Source organism: Micrococcus sp. TCR-5 (genome assembly GCF_052220525.1).
Taxonomy (GTDB): Bacteria; Actinomycetota; Actinomycetes; order Actinomycetales; family Micrococcaceae; genus Micrococcus; species Micrococcus luteus.
In genome coordinates this window covers 1-1,344 of record NZ_JBQPDO010000039.1, presented here as the reverse complement: position 1 = coordinate 1,344, position 1,344 = coordinate 1, and the positions used below count along the sequence as shown (strand labels likewise).

The following is a 1,344-nucleotide window of genomic DNA, read 5'->3' as shown; positions in this document are numbered from 1 at the left end:
GATCCGCGAGGTATACCACCTCGTGAAGACCAACCCTCGCACCGGTCAGATCGCGAGTTGACAACTATAGGAGCATCAACGCCCTCGCCGAGACTGTGAACGGCTCCTACAAGGCCGAACTCGTCCGCGGACCCGCACGCTCGGGGCCGTGGAAGACGGTCGAGGACCTCGAACTCGCGACGCTCGGATGGGTGCACTGGCACAACACCCAGTGCCTCCACGGATACCTTGGCGACGTCCCGCCCTCCGAGTTCGAGAACACGTTCTATGCTGTCCCCGACGACCACAACCTGCTGGTCGGAATCAAATAGCGCGAGTCTCCATCAGACCCAGGGCACTTCAGTCCGCACCGTCGAACTCGACCCCGAGCGAGCGCCCCTGATCGAGTGGGCGTTCAAGGCCTACGCCTCGGGGAACTGGACCGTCAGCCAGCTCCACGACGAACTCACCTCCCGCGGACTGGTCAGCCTGCCTACCCCGAAGCGGCCATCGAAGCCGCTGGCGGTCTCCTCGGTACATCGCCTGCTGACCAACCCGTACTACAAGGGCAATGTCGACTATCGCGGCACCCGCTATAAGGGCACCCACCCCGCGCTCGTCCCATCCGAGGTCTGGTACCAGGTCCAGTCCGTGCTCACCGCTCACAAGACCGCCGCCGAAGCCACCCAGGCCCACGACCACTACCTCAAAGGCACCATCCACTGCGGACAATGCGGATCGCGGCTGATCGTCTCCAACGCCAAGAACCGACACGGCAACGTCTACTGCTACTTCGTGTGCTCCGGTCGGCACTCCAAACGCACCGACTGCACCCGCGGCGCGATCCTGATCGCAGACGTCGAGAAGCTGATCGAGGACTACTACACCCGCGTACAGATCAGCCCCGCCCAGCGCGACGCCCTGTCCGGGATGCTCCACCACGAGTTCGACCGACTCATGGCCGCCGAGACCGACGAACTCGAACGCCTCACCACTCACCGAGACCGGCTCATGCAAGACCACTACGCCGACGCCATCCCGCTGCCCGTCCTCAAACGAGAACAAGACCGCATCCTGGGCGAACTCGACCGCCTCAACCGGCGTATCGACGCCCACCAAGGCGACTACGCCGACGCCCGCGCCCACCTCGACGACGCCCTCGGACTCCTGGCCAACTGCGCCGACATCTACCAACGGTGCGACGACGCCAACCGGCGCCTGTGCAACCAAGCCTTCTTCACCAAGGTCTACATCGACGAAGACAACGAACGGGTCTGCCATGAGTTTGCTTGACACGAGTTATCAGGCGGCGGCAGCCGCCTGGACTGATTGAACCATCTCGAACTCGACAGGGGTGAGCTTCCT

Annotated in this window: 1 protein-coding gene and 1 pseudogene; both read left to right on the top strand. The window is 63.6% G+C overall.

The window, feature by feature from the left end; all coding sequences use genetic code 11:
- Positions 1 to 77: 77 nt before the first annotated feature.
- Positions 78 to 311: pseudogene (locus ACTSKS_RS11000) on the top strand (integrase core domain-containing protein); the annotation flags it as partial.
- Entirely contained in the window at positions 268 to 1,272 is a 1,005-nt protein-coding gene (locus ACTSKS_RS10995; RefSeq protein ID WP_256836733.1) for a recombinase family protein, read from the top strand. The pseudogene ACTSKS_RS11000 and the gene ACTSKS_RS10995, both read left to right, overlap by 44 nt.
- Positions 1,273 to 1,344: the final 72 nt, after the last annotated feature.